Below are 17,970 nucleotides of genomic sequence, written 5' to 3'. Positions count from 1 at the left end.
GCCCTTGCGCACCGCTCTGGACGTTCTAGATGGAGGGGGTTACGCAACCCTCCGCTTAACTCAGAGGACCTTCCTTGGCGCGCGACCCCTATCAGGAACTCGGCGTTTCCCGGACCGCCAGCGCGGACGAGATCCGCAAGGCGTTTCGCAAGCTCGCCAAGCAGTTCCACCCGGACACCAACCCGGGCGATAAGAAGGCCGAAGAGCGCTTCAAGCAGGTCAGCGCCGCGTTCGACATCGTCGGCGACGCCGAAAAGCGCAAGAAATTCGACCTTGGCCAGATCGACGCCGACGGGCGCGAGACCATGCGCGGTTTCGGCGGCCAGCCGGGCAACGGCCCGTTCAACGCCGGCGGCTTTGGCCAGGGCGGCTTCCATCGCTCGAACGAAGGCCCCGAGATCGACCTGTCGGACCTGTTCGGCGGCATGTTCGGCGGCAGCGCGGGCGCTGGCGGACGCGGTCCGTTCAGTGGCGGCGGCGCAGGCGGCGGGTTCTCGGCCAAGGGCTCCGACGTCAAGGCGCGGCTCGACATCGACCTGGAAGACGCCATCAAGGGCGGCAAGAAGCGGGTGGCCTTCTCGGACGGCCGCACGATCGACGTCACCATACCCACCGGCGCCCAAGAGGGTCAGACCCTGCGCCTGAAGGGCCAGGGCGCGCCGGGGCGCGGCGGCCAGGGCGACGCCCTGATCGAGTTGGCCATCAAGCCGCACCCGATCTATCGCCGCGAGGGCGAGGCGCTGGTCATGGACCTGCCGGTCTCGATCCCCGACGCGGTGCTGGGCGGCAAGGTCGAGGCCCCAACGCCCGACGGCAATGTCATGCTGGCCGTGCCCAAGGGCAGCAACAGCGGCCAGACCCTGCGCCTGAAGGGCCGGGGCATGCCCGACGGCAAGGGCAAGCGCGGCGATCTCCTGGCTCGCCTAGTGGTGACCCTGCCCGAGACCGTCGATCAGGACCTCGAAAAGTTCGCCGAAGCCTGGCGCGCCCAGAAGCCCTACACACCGAAGCGGAAGTAGGATTGGGCTTTAAAAGTCGTCATCTCTGGCGACTTTGAGCTACTACGCGCCCTAAATCGTCAAAATTGGCGAATTTTGAAACTAAAATCGCGTTTTCTTATATCGACAGACTTGACGATATGAGGCTTTGAGTTGCCATATATCGCCACAAGAGGCGATTTATGAAATTCGAATCTCTCCTGTCCGATGAGGCGGTGCTGGCCGAGATGGGTCAGCGTCTCGCGGCGGCGCGGGTGGAGCGACGGCTGACCCAGGCCCAGCTGGCGGAAGCCGCCGGCGTGTCCAAGCGCACCGTCGAGCGCCTGGAAGACGGCGCCTCGGCCCAGCTGACCAATCTGGTGCGCTGCCTGCGGGCCCTGGACCGGCTGGAGGGGCTGGAGCGCCTGCTGCCCGAGACCCCGGTCAATCCGCTGGACCTGCTGAAACAGGCCAAGACCCGCCGCTCAAGAGTGCGCAACGCCCGCGCGTCCGGCGTCGCCGAGACCGGCGGCGCGCCTTGGGTGTGGGGCGATGAAAAATGACCACCGTCGCCGAGGTTCGCCTGTGGGGCAGCCGCATCGGCGCGGTGTCGCTGGAGGATGGCGCAGAGACGGCGGCCTTCGCCTATGAGCCGGGCTTTCTCGCCAGCGGAATCCAGCCCGCCCCGCTGATGATGCCGCTGAAGGCGGGCGTGTTCAGCTTTCCCGACCTGCCGCCGCGCAGCTTCCATGGCCTGCCCGGCATGCTGGCCGACGCCCTGCCGGACAAGTACGGCCATGTGCTGATCGACGCCTGGCTGGCCACGCAGGGGCGCAGCCCTGAAAGCTTCAACGCCGTCGAGCGCCTTTGCTACACCGGCCGCCGGGGCATGGGGGCGCTGGAGTTCTCGCCGATGGCGGGGCCGCGCCGCCGGGTGTCCAGCAAGATCGACATCGACGCCCTGGTGACCCTGGCTTCGGAGGTTCTGACCCATCGCCATGACCTGCGGGCCTCGTTCGCCGATGCGGACAAGGCCGACGCCCTGCGCGACATCCTGAGCGTCGGCACCTCGGCGGGCGGGGCTCGGGCCAAGGCGGTGATCGCCTGGAATCCCGACACGAACGAAGTCCGCTCCGGCCAGGTCGAGGCCGGCGAGGGCTTCGGCTACTGGCTGCTGAAGTTCGACGGCGTTTCCGGCAACAAGGACAAGGAACTGGCCGACCCCAAGGGCTATGGCGCGGTCGAGCACGCCTATGGGCAGATGGCGGCGGCGGCGGGGATCGACGTCGCCGAGAGTCGTCTGCTGGAGGAGGGCGGTCGCCGCCACTTCATGAGCAAGCGCTTCGACCGGCTGGACGGCGGCGGCAAGCTGCACATGCAGTCCCTGGCCGCCATCGCCCATCTGGATTTCAACGATCCCGTCGCCAATTCCTATGAGCAGGCCCTGTTCACGATGCGGCGGATGGGCTTGCCGATGGCGCAGCTGGAGGAGCAATTCCGGCGCATGGTCTTCAACGTGCTGGCGCGAAACCAGGACGACCACGTCAAGAACATCGCCTTTCTGATGGACCGCGCCGGGCGCTGGCGCCTGTCGCCGGCCTTCGACATCACCTGGAGCTACAATCCGGACGGCGACTGGACCTCGCGCCACCAGATGTCGATCAACGGCAAGCGGGACGGGTTCGACTTCGCCGATCTGGAGGCCTGCGCGAAAACCGCCTCGATCAGTCGCGGTCACGTCGGCCGGATCTTCGAGGAGGTGCGGGAGGCCGTGATGCGGTGGCCCGCCTTCGCCGACGCGGCCGGGGTGGACGAGCGCTGGCGGGATCAGATCGGCGCGACGCTGCGGCTGGAGCTCATCCGGTAGGCGGTGGATTTAAAAGCATCGACATTTGTCGATTGATGTCGCTGCGCTCTCATCCGTCCGGAGTTCACGCGATGCAGGTCATCATCGAAAAGCGGGGCGGCGGCGCCTGGCTCCGCATCCCGGAGACCGTTGTGGCGGCGACATCAATCGAGATCGGTCAGTCCGTGGATGTGCGCGAAGAGAACGGCCGGATCATCATCGAGCCGATCCGCGCCTCCGCTTATGATCTTGGCGTGATGCTCGCTGACATGAAGCCGGAGACCTTCCCTGAGGAGGTCGATTTTGGCGCGCGCATCGGCAACGAGGTCTGGTGACGCCGCGCAACGCGTAAGGCCGTGGCGCCGCCTGCGGTGCTCGCGGCGGTGCGGGCCAAGCTCAAGGCGTTGCTGGATGTCTGATCGGCGGCCTCTCAACAGCGTTGATCCGCCGGTCCGCCGCCCCATCTGAAGACCGTGGCGCGATCGGCCGACGGGAGCTTTCATGGTCGTCTTGATGCTGTGCGCGGCCTTGCTGGTCATTGTCGGTTGCCCGGAGACGGCGCTGGGCAAGGGGCTGAGGCGGTGGCTGGTCGACTGGCCGGCGAAGGGGCTGGCGGGGCTGACCCCGGCGCGCCTGGTTTTGCTGCTGGCCTTGCTGGCGGTCTCCACCGTTGTGGTCGTGCTGTTCGAGATCGAGGGCGCGATCCTGCTGGGCATGGCCCTGCCTGAAGTCGCGGTCTGGTTCATGGCCTTCGATGTTGCGGCCTTCCTCGATCTGTTCGCGGCGATCGCGCTGGCCGCCAACGGCGCCCGTCTGAAAGGGCTGGGCGACCGGATCAAGGCGCTGCCGCGCCAGTTCGGTCGCGGGCTCGTTGCGCGCGTCCGTCGCTCGGGACAGGCCCGCCAGGGCGGACGCCGCTTGCGGCGTCCGGGGGGCGGGGCGACGAAAAGCGAGGACGGCGATGCGGGCTGGAGCGGCGCCGCGCAGCCGGGGGCGCTGGCCTGGGCCTGAGGCGGGAAAGCGGACGAACGGCGGGCGCTTTCGCCTCCGGACGCGCCAACCCGTGACAGAACGCCGCGCGCCGTTCATAACCCGGACGTTCAGCCTCCATTCAGCCGAGGTCCTTTAGACCGGTCAGCATGAAACCGATCCGCGCCCTCATCGTCGCCGCCGCGTTGGCCGCCGTCCTTCCGGACGTCGCCGCCGCGCAACGCCGTCCGGACTCGCTGGGCGCCGACTGGCGTCAGCAGCAGGACCAGGCGCGGGGCGGCGTGCAGTCGGGGCGCCTGGTGCCGCTGTCGCGGGTCATCGAGATGATCGGCCGCCGGGTGCCCGGCCGGGTGCTGGACGCCGGCCTCGAAGGCGGCAACTACCGGGTTCGCTGGGCTGCGGCCGATGGCCGTCGCATCGACTTCATCGTCGACGCCCAGACCGGCCAGATCCTCAGCGGCGGCTAAGAAGGACTTCACGCCATGCGCATCCTGCTCGTCGAGGACGATCCCGACCTGACGCGCCAGCTGAAGCTGGCCCTGGCTGACGCCGGCTACGCCGTCGACCACGCGCCCGACGGCGAGGAGGCCCAGTATCTGGGTGAGAACGAGCCCTATGACGCGGTCATTCTCGATCTTGGCCTGCCCAAGGTGGACGGCGTGTCGGTGCTGGAGCGCTGGCGGCGGGGCAATGTCTCAACGCCGGTGCTGATCCTGACCGCGCGCGGCGCCTGGAGCGACAAGGTCGCCGGCTTCGACGCGGGCGCCGACGATTATCTCGCCAAGCCGTTCCACACTGAGGAGCTGCTGGCTCGCCTGCGCGCCCTGCTGCGCCGCTCGGCCGGCCATGCCGCGCCGTCGCTGTCGTGCGGGGCGCTGCGCCTGGACCCGCGCGCGGCCCGCGCCAGCGTCAATGGCGAACCGCTGCGCCTGACCTCGCTGGAATACCGCCTGCTGCACTACATGATGATGCACCAGGGCCGGGTGATCGGCCGCACCGAGCTGGTCGAGCACCTGTACGACCAGGACTTCGACCGCGACAGCAACACCATCGAGGTGTTCATCGGGCGCCTGCGCAAGAAGCTAGGCGCCGACCGGATCGAGACCGTTCGCGGCCTAGGCTATCGCCTCGCGGCCTTGCCGGGCGAAGACGCGGCGTGATGAACTGCGGGCCTATCCTCGCCCTTCGACAGGCCCAGGGGGCGGAAGAGGGTGAGGATGACTGTGGCGCTGAGCTTCAAACCCTCACCCTGAGCTTGTCGAAGAGCGAGGGTTTCAGCATCAAGACCTCATGAAGTTTCTCGACCTGCGCCGCCGTTCGCTGGTCCGCCGCCTGGTCCTGATCGCCGGGATCTGGACCCTGCTGGTCGTGCTGATCGCCGGCGTGTTCCTGACCGCCCAGTTCCGCGACGCGGCCATCCGACGCTTCGACCAGTCGCTGGCGGTGCTGACCGACGATCTCTACGCCGGCTCCAGCGTCGACAATGGCCAGTTGCGCGCGCCGTTCCTGACCGACATCCGCGCCACGCGGGTCTATTCGGGGCGCTACTGGGTGATCCTGGACAAGCAGCCCGACGGCGCGATGACGGCCATCGAGCGCTCGCGCTCGCTGTTCGATAGCGACCTGATGCTGTCCTCGGCCCAAATCGACCAGCTGGAGGCCGCGCCGGGCAAGACCCAGTATTTCGACATGCGCGGCCCGCAGGACAAGCCGCTGCGCGCCGCAGCGATCCAGGCGCGCCTGCCGGGCTATCCCGACCCCGTGGTGTTCCTGGCCGCCGAGGACCGCTCGCCGATCGATGCGGACGCCGATCGCTTCGCGCGGATCACCGCCTTCGCCCTGCTGATCCTGGGCGGCGGCCTGATCCTGGCGGTGGTGGTGCAGGTGCGCTTTGGCCTGAAGCCGCTGTTCGAGTTGCGGCGCGAGGTGGCGCACGTCCGCCGGGGCAAGGCCGAGCGGGTCGATGGGACCTATCCCGAGGAACTGGCGCCGCTGGCCGGAGAGCTCAATGCGCTGCTGGCGCACAATCAGGAGGTCGTCGAGCGTCAGCGCACCCACGTCGGCAACCTGGCGCATGCGCTGAAGACCCCGCTGTCGGTGATGCTGACCGAGGCCAGCCAGCAGCCGGGCCAACTGGCCGAGGTCGTCACCCGCCAGGCCCAGACGATGCGCGAGCAGGTCGACCATCACCTGCGCCGCGCCCGCGCCGCCGCCCGCTCGCAGACCAGCGGCGAGCGCACGCCGGTCGAGCCGATCCTGGACGAGCTGGCCGTGACCCTGGAGCGGATCTTCCAGGACAAGGCCAACGGACGGGGCGTCGAGATCGACTGGCGCTGCCCGGAGGACCTGTGCTTCCAGGGCGAGAAACAGGACCTGATGGAGCTGGCCGGCAACGTCATGGAGAACGCCGGCAAGTGGTGTCGCGGCAAGATCCGCGTCGACGCTGTTCCGGTCGGCGAGGCGCGTATGACCTTGACCGTCGATGATGATGGCCCGGGTCTGCCGCCCGAAGAGCGCGGCCAGGCGCTGAAGCGGGGGCAACGCCTCGACGAAAACGCGCCGGGGTCGGGTCTTGGCCTGTCGATCGTCGACGAGCTGGCGCGGGCCTATGGCGGGTCGGTTCAGCTTGGTGAATCGCCGCTGGGCGGATTGCGGGTCACGCTCGAACTTCCCCGCGCCGTTTCGTAGGGCACGACTGCGACGCACGGTCGCGCGGCGCGCTTGGCATATCGCGTTATGCGAGCGCTAAACCTCAGGTCGACAACAACTTTCGGGGCGCTGGCCTGGGCGTGGCGGCGCAGGATTTTTGTTTCGTTTCGGAAATCCTTAACCTCGTTCGCAACATGGTTGATGCTTGTCGGAAGTCTCGGCCCGGCACGGGGGATCATGGCCGCCATCGCCGCGCATAAACTGCAGATAATCCGGACGCTGGTGGAAACCGCGCCGGATGCGGCCCTGCGCAGCCTTGAGCTGGCCCTCTCGAGCGCGGGCGGGCAGGGCGCATTGGCCGCCGTGCGCGACCTTGTCGAGGACGAGACGGCCAATCGCTTCGTGCGCAACAACGTTCTGGCGCCGATCGTGCCGCTGTGCGCGACGCGCGCGCCCGGCCAGACCGCCTTCCCCAAGCCGGTGCTGTCGCGGCTGTGGCGTGCGCTGAAGTCCGTGGCCGCCGCGCGGGTCGAGGACGCGTCCGCGCGCTGCAATCCCTGGGATCTCGAGCAGGGCTCGCCCGAGGTGTTCGACGAGCTGTGCAGGCTGGCCGCCGCGGGCCTGCGCGATCCCGAGAACGCCGCGTTCGACAGCGTGCGCTCGCTCTGCGACCCTGAGCAACTGGCGATGTGCCTGCAGCTGTCCTCCCTGACGCGCGGATGTCTGCCCAAGCTCTCGGAGTGGGTCAGCCGCATGTCGGAGGAGCGCGCGGCCGCAGCGCGCCTGACCTATCGCGACGCCTGCCGGATCAGCGAGGACGCCGGCCCGCTGCTGCTGGACATCCTGTCGGCGCATCTGCCCGACGACTGGCGCATCATGCGCGTGATCTCCGCGGTGATGGACCGCCCGACCGATCGCTACCTGGCCTCGTCCGAGGTCTCCCAGTTCGGCGAACGCATCCTGACCGAGATCGACGAGACGATCGCGCTGATCGAATCGTTCAGCTTCGCCGACGGCGAGAAGGCCGGCCGCCAGGCCGCCCAGGCCGCCCAGAAGGTCCAGCTGCAGATGGTCGAGATCCAGCAGTCGGTCGACATCGCCAAGGACGGTCCCTGGGGCAAGCGCCTGGCGCGCCAGAAGCAGGCGATGGCCAAGGCCTGCGAACTGCGGATGGACCAGGCCGAGAAGGAACTGGAAAAGGCCCTGCCGACCCGTCCGATCTCGATGCTGGCCAAGAAGGGCGCGCGCGGCGTCGCCAAGCTGGTCGAGGAGCCGAACGCCGACATGATCCGTCGCGCCCAGTCGGCCCTGGCCTTTGTGGCCGAGCTGCGGGCCTGCGCGGACAAGGCGGGCTATGGCAGCTCGCGGACCAAGGCCCTGGAAAAGCTGAACGCGCGCCTGGACCCCTATATCGAGGACGTGCTGCACGTGGCGCGGACGGGCGAGGGCGGCGACGCTGGTCTGGCCGTCCAGTATCTCGACATCGCCGCCGGCTTCATCGCCTACACCCGCGACGACAAGACCGCCGAGATCGTCCGCCGCCGCGCGGCGGCCGCCATCGCGGCCTAGTTCACCCGTCCGTCGACAGGCGCCCCAGAATGACGGGGCATAGGCGTCCTTAAGCGTATTTTCCTCTAACGGTGACGGCCGGAACACGCTACCACGCGGCCATGATCGCTTTCTGGATCGCTGCGGCGGGGCTGTCGGTCGTGACGGCCGGGCTGGTGCTGCGCGGGGCCGCGCGCGCCCGACCCATTGACGACGCCGAGACCCGGCTGGAGCCGCACCGCCGCCGTCTGGCCGAGGTCGAGCGCCTGGCCATCGACGGCCTGTTGGCCGAGGACGAGCTGAAGGCCGCCCGGGCCGAGGCCGGCCGGGGTCTGCTGGCCGCCGCCGATCAAGCCGAAAGCTGGAGCCGCGACGGGACCGGACCACGCAAGGCGGCCGTCGCCGCCGTGGGCCTGGCCTGCGCCTCGGCTGCGGCGCTGTATCTGGTCGTGGGCCATCCGGGGCTTGCGGATCAGCCCTTCGCCAAGCGGGTCGCCGCCTGGCGCGCCGCCGATCCGGGGACGCTGGAGCCGGCCAAGATCGCCGCCGTGCTGGAAGGTGTCGCCGCGGAACGGCCCAACGATCCCGAACCGCTGGTGTTCATGGCCAAGGCCCATGCCGCCGCCGGTGACATGGCCAGCGCCGAGCAAGCGCTGCGCAAGGCTGTTCGCATCGCGCCCAAGCGCGCCGACATCTGGAGCCTGCTGGGCGAGACCTTCGTCATCCAGACCGAGGGGCAGGTCGGGCCTGACGCCAAGCTCGCCTTTGGCCAGGCGCTGAAGGCCGATCCCGCCGACGTCCGCGCCCGCTACTATCTGGCCCGCGCCCGCATCGCCGAGGGCGACGTCGCCGGCGGATTGTCGGACTGGCGAAGCCTGGCGCAGAGCCTTGCGCCTAACGCGCCCGGGCGCGAGTCGCTGGCCGCCGAGATCGCGGCGGTGCAGGCGTCGGGCAAGCTGCCGGGCGCCGAACCCGCCGCCGAGGCCGATCCCCAGGTCCAGGGCATGATTGCGGGCATGGTCGAGGGGCTGGCCCAGCGTCTGAAGCAGTCGCCTGACGATCCGGACGGCTGGGTGCGTCTGGTGCGCGCCTACGCCGTGATGGGCGACGCCGCCAAGCGCGACGCGGCCCTGGCCACCGCCTCGGCCCTGTTCAAGGACCAGCCCAAGGTGATGTCGGCCCTGCGCCAGGCCGCCGACACCCCCGCTCAAGCCAAGACGACGACCCGATGAGTTTCTGGCCCAAATCCCGAAAGGCGCGTCGTCGCCTGACCATCCTGCTGGCCATCGCGCCGGTGCTGGCCCTGGCCGTGGGCCTGGCGCTGTATGGCCTGCGCGACAGCATCTCGCTGTTCTACACGCCCGCCCAGGCCCAGGAGGCCAACGTGGCCGCCGGGCGCAAGGTGCAACTGGGCGGCCTCGTCCAGCACGGCAGCGTGGTCAAGCACCCGGACGGCAATGTCGAGTTCGTGGTCGCCGACCAGAAGGCCACCGCCAAGGTCGTCTATCACGGCGACCTGCCCGACCTGTTCCGCGAGGGCCAGGGCATCGTGGCCGAGGGGACCTTCAACGCGCAGGGCGTCTTCGAGGCCAAGCTGGTGCTGGCCAAGCACGACGAGCGCTACATGCCGCGCGAGGTGTCCAAGGCTCTAAAGGAGCAGGGCGAGTGGCGCGGCGAGGGCGCGGGCGCACCGGCTTATGGGAGCCAAAAGCCATGATCGCTGGTCTCATTCCTTCTCCCCTTGCGGGAGAAGGTGGCCCGCGCAGCGGGTCGGATGAGGGGTTGAAAGCCCTGTCCGGCGAGTCTCGCGCGACCCCTCATCCGGCGCTGCGCGCCACCTTCTCCCGCAAGGGGAGAAGGGGAGTATCGCGATGATCATCGAACTTGGCGCCTTTGCGCTCATTCTGGCCCTGCTGCTGTCGGTCGCCCAGACCGGCTTGTCGGCCGTGGGCGGCGCGCGGCGTTCGCCGGTGCTGGCGGGCGCGGGTCAGGGCGCGGCGATCGCGACCTTCGTGGCCCTGCTGGTGTCGTTCGGAGCGCTGATCTACGCCTTCGTGACCTCGGACTTCTCGGTCACCAACGTCGCCACCAACTCGCACACCGACAAGCCGATGCTGTTCAAGGTGGCCGGCGCCTGGGGCAGCCACGAGGGCTCGATGCTGCTGTGGTGCCTGGTGCTGACGGGCTTTGGCGCGGCCATGGCGGTCTTTGGCGACAGCCTGCCGCCGCGCCTGCGCGCCTACGCCATCGCGGTGCAGGGCGCGCTGGGCGTGATGTTCCTGGCCTACACCGTCTTCGCCTCGAACCCGCTGGCGCGCCTGCCGGACGCGCCGATCGAGGGCAAGTCGCTGAACCCGCTGCTGCAGGACTGGGCCTTGGCCTTCCACCCGCCGTTCCTCTACGCCGGCTATGTCGGGTTCTCGGTGGTCTATTCGCTGTCGATGGCGGCCCTGATTGAAGGCCGGATCGACGCGGCCTGGGCGCGCTGGATCCGCCCCTGGACCCTGGCGGCCTGGAGCATGCTCACCGTCGGCATCGCGCTGGGCGCCTTCTGGGCCTATTACGAGCTGGGCTGGGGCGGCTGGTGGGCGTGGGACCCGGTCGAGAACGCCAGCTTCATGCCCTGGCTGATCGGGGCGGCCTTGCTGCACTCGGCCATCGTCACCGAAAAGCGCGGCGCCCTGCCGGGCTGGACCGCGTTCCTGGCCCTGGCGGCCTACACCTTCTCGATGCTGGGCGCCTTCCTGGTGCGCTCGGGCGTGCTGACCTCCGTCCACGCCTTCGCCGTCGACCCGACGCGCGGCGTTCTCTTGCTGATCATGATGGGCGTGGCGGCCGGCGCGGGCTTCCTGCTGTTCGGGATCCGCGCGCCCAGCCTGAACCGGGGCGGCCAGTTCCGCCCGATCAGCCGCGAGAGCGCCATCGTGCTCAACAACATCCTGTTGTCGACGGCGACGGCGGTGGTCCTCTTGGGCACCCTCTATCCGCTGATCCGCGAGGCCATGGACGGCGAGGCCGTCTCGGTGGGCGCGCCCTTCTTCAACCTGACCTTCACCCCGCTGATGCTGCTGGCCTTCGCCGTGCTGCCGGCCGGGCCGCTGCTGGCCTGGAAGCGCGGCGACGCCAAGGGCGTGGCCCGCAAGCTGTGGGTGGTGCTGGCGATCGCCGCGCTGCTGGGCCTGGTCGCCTACGGCGTGGTGCAGCCGCGCAAGATCCTGGCCAGCATCGGTCTGGTGTTCGGGTTCTGGCTGGTCGGCGGCGCGCTGCTGGAGATGGCCGAGCGCCTGAAGCTGTTCCGCGCGCCCGCCGCCGAGAGCGTCCGCCGCGCGCGCGGCCTGCCGCGCGGCGCCTGGGGCACGACCCTGGCCCATGCGGGCCTGGGCGTCTTCGTGCTGGGGGCGTCTTTCGAAACCTCCTGGCGGGTCGAGGCGGCGCAGGCGCTCAGTCTCAACGACAGCCAGTCGCTGGGCGCCTACACCGTGACGCTCAAGGATGTCGGCACGATCGAGGGGCCGAACTATCTGGCCGAGCGCGGGATCGTGACCGTGGTCAATGCGGCGGGGGCGGAGGTCTGCCGCGCCGAACCCGAGCGCCGGTTCTATCCCACGGGCGGGCAGACCACGTCCGAGGTCGCGATCTGCGCCAAGGGCCTGGACGACATCTATATCGTGCTGGGCGAGCGCCGGGCGGGCGCGGGCGGCAAGCCGGCCTGGCTGGTCCGGGCCTATGTGAACCCGTGGGTGCGCCTGATCTTCCTCGGCCCGCTGCTGATGGCCATCGGCGGCATCGTCTCGCTGACCGATCGCCGCGTTCGCCTGGGCGTGGGCCGGCGGACCGGGGAGGTGGTGTCGTGAGGGGCGAGCATTTGAAGATCCTCCCCCGCGATGCGGGGGAGGTGGCCCAGAGGGCCGGAGGGGGCTAATGCGGCAGATTTCCAGTTCGCCCCCTCAGTCGCTCCGCGACAGCTCCCCCGCATCGCGTGGGAGCATCTATAAAACCCTCGCCATCGCCGTCTGCTCGCTGGCCCTGATGGCCGGCGCGTCCGACCCGTCTGAGCGGCTGCCCGATCAGGCCCAGGAGGCCCGGGCGCGGACGCTGTTCAAGGAAGTGCGCTGCCTGGTGTGCCAGAACGAGTCGATCGACGACTCCCAGGCCCAGCTGGCCGGCGACCTTCGGCTGATCGTCCGCGAGCAGGTCAAGGCGGGCCGTAGCGATGCGGAAATCCGCGACTTCCTGGTCGAGCGCTATGGCGAGTTCGTGCTGCTCAAGCCGCGCTTTTCCGGCGGCAACGCCGTGCTGTGGCTGGCGCCGATCGGGGTGCTGCTGATGGGCGGCGTGCTGATGGCGGGCCTCTTGCGTCGCCGTCCGGCGCCCGAACCCGACCTGACCGAGGCCGAAGAAGAGCGCGTTCGGCGCCTTCTCGAGGGCGAATGACACGATTGCGCCGAAATAGCGCTGCAAGAAGCACCGTCCGCAGAGCGGAAAGATCGTACGTGAACCATTGCACCTTTAAATGCCGCGACTAGGTTCTCAATGAGATCGGGGCCGTGCGCCGGGCGCGCGGATGACGTTAAGGGACCGCGTCCTTGGGGCGCGGGTGAGGAAAGACGAGAATGACCGCAAGGAAGTCGGGTTTCATCGTGGGCGCCGTCGCTGGCGCGGGCGTGGCGTGCGCGGCCCTGGCCGGGATGGGCATGCGCATGGGGACGGCCGACGCCGCCCAGGCTCCGGTGGTCCGCGCGTCCACAGCCACCGCGCCAACCTTCGCGCCGCCGCCGGGCGCGCCGATGTCGTTCGCCGACATCTTCGAAAAGGTCTCGCCGGCCGTCGTCCAGATCAACGTGACATCCAAGGCCAAGGCGCCCTCGCTGCGCATCCCGGGCCTGGAAGGCTTCGACATCGTGCCGCGCGGCCAGCGTCGTCCGGGGCAGCCGGGCCAGGAGCAGCAAGACGAGGACGGCGACACGCCGGCCACGCCCAAGCAACAATCGGCGGGCTCGGGCTTCTTCATTTCGGCTGACGGCTACATCGTGACCAACAACCACGTCGTGGCCGAAGCCGACGACATCCAGGTGGTGCTGAAGGACGGTCGCGAGCTGAAGGCCACCCTGGTCGGCCGCGACGAAGGCACCGACCTGGCCGTGATCAAGGTGGTCGACCCCAAGGCCAAGGGTAAGGACTTCACCTTTGTGAACTTCGAAAACCAGGCCAAGCCGCGCGTCGGCGACTGGGTGATCACCATCGGCAACCCGTTCGGCCTGGGCGGCACGGCCACGGCCGGCATCATTTCGGCCTATGACCGCAATCTGAACGACAACACCTCGTCGTTCGTGCCCTACATCCAGATCGACGCGCCGATCAATCGCGGCAACTCGGGCGGTCCCAGCTTCGACATCTATGGCCGCGTGATCGGCGTCAACAGCGCCATCTACTCGCCGACGGGCGGCTCGGTCGGCATCGGCTTCGCCATCCCCGCCGAGGTCGCCGAGGGCGTGGCCAAGCAACTGATCGCCAACGGCAAGGTCGTGCGCGGCTATATCGGCGTCAGCATCCTCGACTTCAGCGCCGAGATGGCCGAGGCCCTGGGCCTGACTGATGTCAAGGGCGCGATCGTCGCCGATGTCGTGCCGGGCCAACCCGCCGCCAAGGCGGGCCTGCTGCCGGACGACATCCTGGTGGCCGTCAACGGCGTCAAGATCGCCGACCGCTCCGAGCTGACTCGTGAGGTCTCCAAGGCGCGTCCGGGCGAGACGATCAAGATGTCGATCATTCGCGACGGCAAGCCGCGCGTGGTCAACGTGACGTCGGGCACGCGTCCCTCCGAGAGCAGCCTGGCCGCCACCGGCGATGATCAGGGCCAGGACGGCGCGACGCCGACGCCGGACAAGCCCGCCAGCCAGAAGGTCGACGCGCTGGGCCTGACCCTGGCGCCGATCGATGCGGCCGCGCGCCAGACCTACAAGATCGAGCCCGAGATCAAGGGCCTGCTGATCATCGGCGTGAAGGGCGACAGCGACGCCGGCGAGAAGGGTCTGGCCAAGGGCGACGTCCTGGCCAACATCAACGGCGCGCCGGTCGTCAGCGCCGGCGACGTGAGCGCGGCGGTGGAGGCGGCCAAGAAGGCCGGCCGCACCAGCGTGCTGGTCAAGGTGATCCGCCAGAACCGCTCGGTCTTCGTGCCGCTGAAGATCGCGCCTTAAGCGCTCCGTCTTCGAACCAAATCGCCCCGTCCAGGACCTCCTGGGCGGGGCTTTTTCGTACCTGTCGAAGGTTTAAGTTACGGCGGTCGTCGAAAGCGCTATCAACCGGACAACTATCGCGTGATGCGCGGAATCGGGGGAACGTCCAACGTTCGACCACCGTGTCTGGCGCCTGAGGGGCTTTACGATGCGTATTCTGATTATCGAGGACGACCTGGAAGCTGCCGGCGCCATGGCGCACGGGCTCAAGGAAGCCGGCTATGACGTCGCCCATGCGCCGGACGGCGAGGCGGGCCTGGCCGAGGCCCAGAAGGGCGGCTACGACGTCCTGGTCGTCGACCGGATGATGCCCAAGATGGACGGCGTCACGGTGGTCGAGACCCTGCGTCGCGAGGGCGACCAGACGCCGGTGCTGTTCCTGTCGGCCCTGGGCGAGGTCAATGACCGCGTGGTCGGCCTGAAGGCCGGCGCCGACGACTATCTGGTCAAGCCCTACGCCTTCCCCGAGCTGATGGCCCGGGTCGAGGCCCTGTCGCGCCGCCGCGAGACGGGCGCCGTGGCCACCACCCTCAAGGTGGGCGAACTGGAAATGAACCTGATCAACCGCACGGTCCATCGCCAGGGCAAGGAGATCGACCTGCAGCCTCGCGAATTCCAGCTGCTGGAGTTCATGATGCGCCACGCCGGCCAGTCGGTGACCCGCACCATGCTGCTGGAGAAGGTCTGGGAGTACCATTTCGACCCGCAGACCAACGTCATCGACGTCCACATCTCGCGCCTGCGCAGCAAGATCGACAAGGGCTTCGACCGGGCCATGCTGCAGACGGTGCGCGGCGCCGGCTACCGGCTGGATCCGTAACCTTCATCCGACCTCCCCGGCGAATGCCGGGGCCCAGATCGAAGGGCCAAGCGGCGCCGGACTGGATCGTCGCTCAGGCTGAATCTGGGTCCCGGCATTCGCCGGGAAGGTCGGGAATTCAATGCTCCGAACTCCAATGAGGTCGGATTCGAGGGGGCCTTCGCGCCTACCACACCATGCGTCTGCCGCGCCTTCTCCGCACCACGCCGTTCCGGCTGACCCTGCTGTTTCTGGCCCTGTTCGCGGCGGCCGCCAGCGCCTTCCTGGGCTATATCTATGTGGCCACGGCGGGCGAGGTGAACCGCCGCGCCCAGGCCGAGATCAGCCGCGAGTTCGAGAGCCTGGAGGCGGCTTACCGCCAGGGCGGCGTCGACGCGCTGAACCAGACCATCGTCGAGCGCGCCACCAGCGAGCGGCCGTTCCTGTATTTCCTGGCCGACAAGGACGGCAAGCGTATCTCCGGCTCGATTGAGGAGTCGCCGGTCTCCGGCTTCACGGGCGACGGCCCCGAATGGGCCAGCTTCAAGGTCACCGAGACCGATCTCGACGGCGCCGAGGTCCGGGCCGCCGCGCGCGGCGTGCAGCAGCGCCTGGACAATGGCGAGATCCTGTTCGTCGGCGCCGATGTCGACGCCTCGGAGGCCTATGTCCGCAAGATCGTCCGGGCGCTGTGGGGCGCCGGGGCGCTGGTCATCCTGCTGGGCATGGCCGGCGGGGTGCTGATCAGCCGCAATGTCAGCCGCTCGATGCAGGGCCTGGTGGACGTGGTCAACGCCGTGCGCGGCGGTGATCTGCACGCTCGCGCCCGGGTGCGGGGCACGCGCGATGAGTATGACGAGCTGGCCGAGGGCCTGAACGACATGCTCGACCGGATCGAGCGCCTGATGGGCGGCCTGCGCCATGCCGGCGACGCCATCGCCCATGACCTGCGCTCGCCGCTCACCCGCCTGCGGGCCCGCATGGAGGTGGCCCTGATCGACGCCGAGAACGGCAAGGGCGATCCGGTCGCGGCCCTGGAGACGGCGTTGCAGGACGCCGACGGGGTGCTCAAGACCTTCAACGCCGTGCTGGCCATCGCCCGGCTGCAGGCGGCCGGCTCGGCCCCGGACCAGCGCCAGTTCGACGCCTCGGAACTGGCCGGCGACATGGCCGAGCTCTATGAGCTGTCGTGCGAGGACAAGGGCCTGGACTTCAAGGCCGAGATCGTCCCGGCCCTGATCATCAAGGGCAATCGCGAGTTCCTGGCCCAGGCGCTGGCCAACATCCTCGACAACGCCATCAAGTACACGCCCGAGGGCGGCGCGATCATGCTGCGGGCGCGGCGCACCTCGTCGGGCGAGCTGGAGTTCTCGGTGACCGACACCGGCCCCGGCGTGCCCGAGGCCGACCGCCCCCGCGTGGTCCAGCGCTTCGTGCGCCTGGAAAACAGCCGCAGCGAACCGGGCGCGGGCCTTGGCCTCTCCTTGGTCAGCGCCGTGGCGACCTCGCACGGCGGCCGGCTGGAGCTGGCCGAGGGGCCGGGCGAGTACAACGGCATGGGCCCTGGCCTGCGCGTGGCGCTGGTGCTGCCGCGGGTGGAGTAGGGGGCTTCCCGTACAGGGGATGTCAGCCAAGCCTTGCAGGAGCTGGTGATCGAGATCTGAACGTCCGCTTGTGGACGGAACCTAGCGCGCGGTTCCGACCCTAGTCGGACAGCTCGAAAATCCTCCCCCCAGAGGGGGAGGAGGCCGAAGGCCGGAGGGGGAAGCGCCGCTGAGCTTGCCTCTTCCCCCTCCGTCGGCTTCGCCGACACCTCCCCCGCTAGGGGGAGGATTGGTCCGCAATCCACCCATTCTAGAACGACATGACGGGCTATGAGGGACTTGCGCTCTCCCTGAACGCACCGCCGCCCCGCCCTATGTCCCCTGCACCCAGGTGATCACGCCCGTATAGGGGTCCATCTCCGGCGCCAGGCCAGGGCGCAGGTCGCTGTAGTCGGGGCCGCGCGGGGCGACGCTCCAGACCACGACCATGGCCATGATCGCCAGGAAGGTCATGGTCAGAAAGCCGGCGATGTCGCGGTGCAGGCTGGGTTCGCGGCGGTTCAGCAGCGAGACGCGCAGGATCAGCGGATGGGTGGCCCAGCCGCAGGCCAGCGGCGAGACGCTGGCGCCCATCTGGGCCTTCATCAGGGCGCGGGCGTAGTCGGCGCGGATGTCCGAGCGCAGGGCCACCACGGTGGCGTCGCAGGCCAGCTCCTGGTCGATGCGGATGAAGCGCTGGGCCACAGCCATCATCGGATTGCACCAGCCCAGGACGCCGGCCCCGGCGATGACCAGATTGGCGATCGGATCGCCCCGCTGGATATGGGTGCGCTCGTGCAGGACGATCAGCTCGCGCTCATGGGCGTCGAAGCGTTGGGCGAAGTCGGCGGGCAGCACGATGCGCGGCCACAGGGCGCCCATCACCGCCGGACCCGCCTGGCCCTGGTCGACGCGGCGGCGGAACAGATGCTCGCGCAGGATCAGGATCGCGGTGGCGATCGCGCAGCCCACCAGCCACAGGACGACCAGCTTCGGCGCCCAGGCCCCCAGCGGCTGGGTGGGCGCGCCGATATCCATGGTCTCGGCCAGGCTGGGCAGGAAGGCGGCGGCGGCGGCGGCCGGAACCACGCCCCACAGCGCATAGGCCCGGCGGGGTCCAAACAGCCGGCGCGCCGACGGCCGCAGGATCAGCACCAGCAGCACGGCGGCGGCGGCGGCGATCTGGGCCCGGATCAGGGCGAGGGCGAACAGCTCGATCATCGTCGGATGCGGTCCTGACCGTTTCTCGGACTCTATGGTTACAACTGTAATACGGAAGGTCAAGCGCGCGTCTCGCCCTCGGCTTGTCGGAGAACGCAACGCAGGCCACCGTGCGGCG

General features: G+C 69.1%; 17 protein-coding genes and 3 pseudogenes. 17 read left to right on the top strand and 3 right to left on the bottom strand.

All coding sequences use genetic code 11. The features are described 5' to 3' along the window. Positions 1-74 precede the first annotated feature (74 nt). The 11 genes from CA606_RS13975 (at position 75) to ccmE (ending at position 9,727) form a co-directional block, all read left to right on the top strand. Positions 75-1,019 (top strand): DnaJ C-terminal domain-containing protein, encoded by a 945-nt coding sequence (locus CA606_RS13975; protein WP_096050573.1) that lies wholly within the window; start codon positions 75-77, stop codon positions 1,017-1,019. Positions 1,020-1,180: 161 nt separating this feature from the next. Next, positions 1,181-1,540 (top strand): helix-turn-helix transcriptional regulator, encoded by a 360-nt coding sequence (locus CA606_RS13970; RefSeq protein WP_096050574.1) that lies wholly within the window; start codon positions 1,181-1,183, stop codon positions 1,538-1,540. Beyond that, positions 1,537-2,844 (top strand): type II toxin-antitoxin system HipA family toxin, encoded by a 1,308-nt coding sequence (locus CA606_RS13965; protein ID WP_096050575.1) that lies wholly within the window; start codon positions 1,537-1,539, stop codon positions 2,842-2,844. Before CA606_RS13970 ends, CA606_RS13965 begins: the two co-directional genes overlap by 4 nt. A gap of 35 nt (positions 2,845-2,879) precedes the next feature. Then, entirely contained in the window at positions 2,880-3,158 is a 279-nt protein-coding gene (locus tag CA606_RS13960; RefSeq protein ID WP_233282208.1) for an AbrB/MazE/SpoVT family DNA-binding domain-containing protein, read from the top strand. A gap of 166 nt (positions 3,159-3,324) precedes the next feature. Continuing rightward, positions 3,325-3,834, top strand: a complete 510-nt coding sequence (locus tag CA606_RS13955) for a hypothetical protein (RefSeq protein ID WP_096050577.1) — start codon at positions 3,325-3,327, stop codon at positions 3,832-3,834. A gap of 128 nt (positions 3,835-3,962) precedes the next feature. Continuing rightward, entirely contained in the window at positions 3,963-4,280 is a 318-nt protein-coding gene (locus CA606_RS13950) for a PepSY domain-containing protein (RefSeq protein ID WP_096050578.1), read from the top strand. Between the two features lie 15 nt (positions 4,281-4,295). Continuing rightward, positions 4,296-4,973: a response regulator transcription factor gene (locus tag CA606_RS13945; RefSeq protein WP_096050579.1), complete on the top strand. Its 678-nt coding sequence runs from the start codon at positions 4,296-4,298 to the stop codon at positions 4,971-4,973. 130 nt (positions 4,974-5,103) lie between these two features. Beyond that, positions 5,104-6,501, top strand: a complete 1,398-nt coding sequence (locus CA606_RS13940) for an ATP-binding protein (RefSeq protein ID WP_096050580.1) — start codon at positions 5,104-5,106, stop codon at positions 6,499-6,501. Between the two features lie 159 nt (positions 6,502-6,660). Then, the gene (locus tag CA606_RS13935) at positions 6,661-8,031 is read left to right on the top strand and encodes a hypothetical protein (RefSeq protein WP_096050581.1); all 1,371 of its coding nucleotides are present in this window, start codon (positions 6,661-6,663) and stop codon (positions 8,029-8,031) included. A 101-nt stretch (positions 8,032-8,132) separates the two neighbouring features. Beyond that, positions 8,133-9,242: a c-type cytochrome biogenesis protein CcmI gene (gene ccmI / locus CA606_RS13930; RefSeq protein ID WP_096050582.1), complete on the top strand. Its 1,110-nt coding sequence runs from the start codon at positions 8,133-8,135 to the stop codon at positions 9,240-9,242. Beyond that, positions 9,239-9,727, top strand: coding sequence for a cytochrome c maturation protein CcmE (gene ccmE / locus CA606_RS13925; protein WP_096050583.1), 489 nt, complete (start codon positions 9,239-9,241; stop codon positions 9,725-9,727). The genes ccmI and ccmE overlap by 4 nt, the downstream gene beginning before the upstream one ends. Positions 9,728-9,737: 10 nt before the next feature. On the opposite strand, the pseudogene CA606_RS20625 reads toward ccmE, so the two are convergent. Beyond that, positions 9,738-9,860: pseudogene (locus tag CA606_RS20625) on the bottom strand (hypothetical protein); the annotation flags it as partial. A gap of 21 nt (positions 9,861-9,881) precedes the next feature. Here CA606_RS20625 and CA606_RS13920 point away from each other — a divergent pair. The 4 genes from CA606_RS13920 to uczR all read left to right on the top strand — a co-directional run bounded on the left by CA606_RS13920 (position 9,882) and on the right by uczR (position 15,069). Then, positions 9,882-11,864 (top strand): heme lyase CcmF/NrfE family subunit, encoded by a 1,983-nt coding sequence (locus tag CA606_RS13920; protein ID WP_096050584.1) that lies wholly within the window; start codon positions 9,882-9,884, stop codon positions 11,862-11,864. 67 nt (positions 11,865-11,931) lie between these two features. Then, a complete protein-coding gene (locus CA606_RS13915) occupies positions 11,932-12,444 on the top strand; it encodes a cytochrome c-type biogenesis protein (RefSeq protein WP_096050585.1) in 513 nt (170 codons plus the stop codon). Between the two features lie 179 nt (positions 12,445-12,623). After that, complete coding sequence (locus tag CA606_RS13910) at positions 12,624-14,210, top strand: Do family serine endopeptidase (RefSeq protein WP_096050586.1); 1,587 nt, start codon at positions 12,624-12,626, stop codon at positions 14,208-14,210. Between the two features lie 187 nt (positions 14,211-14,397). Next, a complete protein-coding gene (gene uczR / locus CA606_RS13905) occupies positions 14,398-15,069 on the top strand; it encodes a two-component system response regulator UczR (protein WP_096050587.1) in 672 nt (223 codons plus the stop codon). An 8-nt stretch (positions 15,070-15,077) separates the two neighbouring features. Here the strand turns inward: uczR and CA606_RS20620 are convergent. Then, a pseudogene (locus CA606_RS20620) lies at positions 15,078-15,167 on the bottom strand (sulfoxide reductase heme-binding subunit YedZ); the annotation flags it as partial. Positions 15,168-15,245: 78 nt separating this feature from the next. Here CA606_RS20620 and uczS point away from each other — a divergent pair. Next, entirely contained in the window at positions 15,246-16,652 is a 1,407-nt protein-coding gene (gene uczS / locus CA606_RS13900) for a two-component system sensor histidine kinase UczS (protein ID WP_096050588.1), read from the top strand. Positions 16,653-16,739: 87 nt separating this feature from the next. Then, positions 16,740-16,889, top strand: a pseudogene (locus tag CA606_RS20150) (hypothetical protein); the annotation flags it as partial. Between the two features lie 75 nt (positions 16,890-16,964). Here CA606_RS20150 and CA606_RS13895 read toward each other — a convergent pair. Beyond that, positions 16,965-17,852: a M56 family metallopeptidase gene (locus CA606_RS13895; RefSeq protein ID WP_096050589.1), complete on the bottom strand. Its 888-nt coding sequence runs from the start codon at positions 17,850-17,852 to the stop codon at positions 16,965-16,967. Positions 17,853-17,970: the final 118 nt, after the last annotated feature.

This window comes from Caulobacter vibrioides, from assembly GCF_002310375.3.
In the GTDB taxonomy this organism is placed as follows: domain Bacteria; phylum Pseudomonadota; class Alphaproteobacteria; order Caulobacterales; family Caulobacteraceae; genus Caulobacter; species Caulobacter vibrioides_D.
This window is presented reverse-complemented; position numbering and strand designations above follow the sequence as displayed.

Excerpts from the sequence above, each read along its gene's own strand:
- CA606_RS13970 (WP_096050574.1), top strand. The coding sequence starts at position 1,181 with ATGAAATTCGAATCTCTCCTGTCCGATGAGGCGGTGCTGGCCGAGATG.
- CA606_RS13965 (WP_096050575.1), top strand. The coding sequence starts at position 1,537 with ATGACCACCGTCGCCGAGGTTCGCCTGTGGGGCAGCCGCATCGGCGCG.
- CA606_RS13960 (WP_233282208.1), top strand. The coding sequence starts at position 2,880 with ATGTCGCTGCGCTCTCATCCGTCCGGAGTTCACGCGATGCAGGTCATC.
- CA606_RS13955 (WP_096050577.1), top strand. The coding sequence starts at position 3,325 with ATGGTCGTCTTGATGCTGTGCGCGGCCTTGCTGGTCATTGTCGGTTGC.
- CA606_RS13950 (WP_096050578.1), top strand. The coding sequence starts at position 3,963 with ATGAAACCGATCCGCGCCCTCATCGTCGCCGCCGCGTTGGCCGCCGTC.
- CA606_RS13945 (WP_096050579.1), top strand. The coding sequence starts at position 4,296 with ATGCGCATCCTGCTCGTCGAGGACGATCCCGACCTGACGCGCCAGCTG.
- CA606_RS13940 (WP_096050580.1), top strand. The coding sequence starts at position 5,104 with ATGAAGTTTCTCGACCTGCGCCGCCGTTCGCTGGTCCGCCGCCTGGTC.
- ccmI (WP_096050582.1), top strand. The coding sequence starts at position 8,133 with ATGATCGCTTTCTGGATCGCTGCGGCGGGGCTGTCGGTCGTGACGGCC.
- ccmE (WP_096050583.1), top strand. The coding sequence starts at position 9,239 with ATGAGTTTCTGGCCCAAATCCCGAAAGGCGCGTCGTCGCCTGACCATC.
- CA606_RS13920 (WP_096050584.1), top strand. The coding sequence starts at position 9,882 with ATGATCATCGAACTTGGCGCCTTTGCGCTCATTCTGGCCCTGCTGCTG.
- CA606_RS13915 (WP_096050585.1), top strand. The coding sequence starts at position 11,932 with ATGCGGCAGATTTCCAGTTCGCCCCCTCAGTCGCTCCGCGACAGCTCC.
- CA606_RS13910 (WP_096050586.1), top strand. The coding sequence starts at position 12,624 with ATGACCGCAAGGAAGTCGGGTTTCATCGTGGGCGCCGTCGCTGGCGCG.
- uczR (WP_096050587.1), top strand. The coding sequence starts at position 14,398 with ATGCGTATTCTGATTATCGAGGACGACCTGGAAGCTGCCGGCGCCATG.
- uczS (WP_096050588.1), top strand. The coding sequence starts at position 15,246 with ATGCGTCTGCCGCGCCTTCTCCGCACCACGCCGTTCCGGCTGACCCTG.
- CA606_RS13895 (WP_096050589.1), bottom strand. The coding sequence starts at position 17,852 with ATGATCGAGCTGTTCGCCCTCGCCCTGATCCGGGCCCAGATCGCCGCC.